This is a genomic window from Cobetia sp. (assembly GCF_983723665.1).
Genome location: NZ_CFDJES010000003.1, coordinates 19,613 through 21,861, shown reverse-complemented (window position 1 = coordinate 21,861; position 2,249 = coordinate 19,613). Strand labels below are relative to the sequence as shown.

1 protein-coding gene is annotated in these 2,249 nt (G+C 63.4%); it reads left to right on the top strand.

Translation table 11 applies throughout. The features are described 5' to 3' along the window. The first annotated feature begins 162 nt into the window (after positions 1 to 162). Positions 163 to 1,974 carry an acyl-CoA dehydrogenase C-terminal domain-containing protein gene (locus AC4FAH_RS00785; RefSeq protein ID WP_192838534.1) on the top strand — a complete coding sequence of 604 codons (1,812 nt, stop codon included), beginning with the start codon at positions 163 to 165 and terminating at the stop codon, positions 1,972 to 1,974. The last annotated feature ends 275 nt before the right edge of the window (positions 1,975 to 2,249 follow it).

The following is a 2,249-nucleotide window of genomic DNA, read 5'->3' as shown; positions in this document are numbered from 1 at the left end:
TTTCAAACACATGTTTGATAGTGTTGCGTCAGACCTGTTCGCCGCCAGCGACTCGCTTCTTCATTGCTCGAGTGAGTGCTGCGCCGCCTGACAAGCGTCTTGCCGCCACCTGTCGTTGTTCAGGTCAGCGCCGCCGCGTCGCGACGGCTCAAGGAGTAAAGCATGCCGGACTATCAGGCGCCGTTGCGCGACATCCGCTTCGTGATGAATGAGCTGCTCGACTATCCCGCTCACTATGCCAGCCTGCCGGGTGGCGATGAGGCCAGCGACGATATCGTGACCGCCATCCTCGAGGAGGGCGCACGCTTCGCGCACGAGGTGCTGACGCCGCTGAACCAGTCGGGTGACCGCGAGGGCTGTACCTTCGAGGGCGGCGAGGTCAAGGCGCCGAGCGGCTTCAAGGCTGCCTACCAGCAGTATGTCGAGGGCGGCTGGCCGAGTCTGGCTGCCTCACCGGAACATGGCGGTCAGGGGCTGCCGCCGTCACTGGCGATGGTGCTCTCGGAAATGGTCGCCTCCGCCAACCTGTCGTGGGGCATGTATCCGGGCCTGTCGCATGGCGCGATGAATGCACTCGAGCATCACGGCAGCGAGGTGCTCAAGCAGACCTATCTGACCAAGCTGGTCGAAGGCAGCTGGACCGGCACCATGTGCCTGACCGAACCGCATTGCGGCACGGACCTGGGTCTGATCAAGACCCGCGCCGTGCCGCTGGATGACAGCGATGGCAGCAAGGGCTACCGCATCAGCGGCACCAAGATCTTCATCTCGGCCGGTGAGCACGATCTGTCCGAGAACATCGTGCACCTGGTGCTGGCCAAGCTGCCGGATGCTCCGGAAGGCTCGCGTGGCATCTCGCTGTTCGTGGTGCCCAAGTTCCTGCCCGACGCCAATGGCGAGGCCGGTGAGCGCAACGGCGTCAGCTGTGGCTCCATCGAGCACAAGATGGGCATTCACGGCAACGCGACCTGCGTGATGAACTTCGATTCCGCCACAGGCTATCTGGTCGGCCCGCCGCACAAGGGACTGGCCTGCATGTTCACCATGATGAATGCCGCGCGTCTCGGCGTGGGGATCCAGGGCGTGGCGCTGGCCGAGGCCAGCTTCCAGAATGCGCTGAGCTATGCGCGTGACCGTCTGCAGATGCGTGCCCTGTCTGGGGCCAAGGCGCCTGAGAAGGCGGCCGACCCGATCATCGTGCATCCGGACGTGCGCCGCATGCTGCTGACCCAGAAGGCCATCGCCGAGGGCGGGCGCATGCTGGTGATGTACGCCGCCCAGTTCAATGACATCGTCGAGAATGCCCCGGACAGCGAAGACAAGGCGCGTGCCGATACCTTGCTCGGTCTGCTGACGCCCATCGTCAAGGCCTTCCTGACCGAGACCGGCTTCGAGGCGACCAATCATGGCGTGCAGGTCTATGGCGGCCACGGCTTCATTCAGGAATGGGGCATGGAGCAGTTCGTGCGCGATGCGCGCATCACCCTGCTCTATGAAGGCACCACCGGTATCCAAGCACTGGACCTGCTGGGCCGCAAGATCCTGATGAGCCAGGGCGAATCGCTCAAGGTCTTCACCAAGGAGATCCACAAGTTCTGTCAGGCCAGCGAAGGCAGCGAGTTTGCCAATCCGCTCGCCGAGCTCAACCGCGAATGGGGCGAGCTGACCATGGCGGTGGGCATGGGCGCGATGCAGGACCGCGAAGCGGTCGGCGCGGCCAGTGTCGATTACCTGATGTATGCCGGCTACGTCACGCTGGGCTACCTGTGGGCGCGGGCCGGTGAGACGGCCAGGGCCGCGCTCGCGGCCGGCGAAGGGGACGCTGCCTTCTATCAGGCCAAGCTGGATACCGCGCGCTTCTACTTCCAGCGCATCCTGCCGCGCACGCAAGGCCACGCCGCGATGATTCGTGCCGGTGGCGAGACGCTGATGGCGCCGACGGTGGAAGGCTTCGGCAGCGGCTTCGAGATCTGATGACGGTTTCAAGCCTGACAGCAGTTTCAAGCCTTACAGCAGTTTCAAGACTCAGCAGTTCGATGTATCGGCAACAGTCGTGTCTTATGCCTCCAGTCAGTGCGCTCTGACTCGGTACCCTTGGGGAGACTTCGGTCTCCCCATTTTTTGTGCGTCTTGAGGGGGGCGCAAGTTTCCCCGACACGAGCAATCAATCTCGTTTCAGTCTTGGCTTGTGACAGGCATGCGCCCAAGATAGGCGCATCGAAGGCTGTCCCGAGGAACCCGCGGGGCAG

What these genes read in the sequence shown, in the direction of transcription:
- AC4FAH_RS00785 (WP_192838534.1), top strand. Translation starts at nt 163, where the DNA reads ATGCCGGACTATCAGGCGCCGTTGCGCGACATCCGCTTCGTGATGAAT.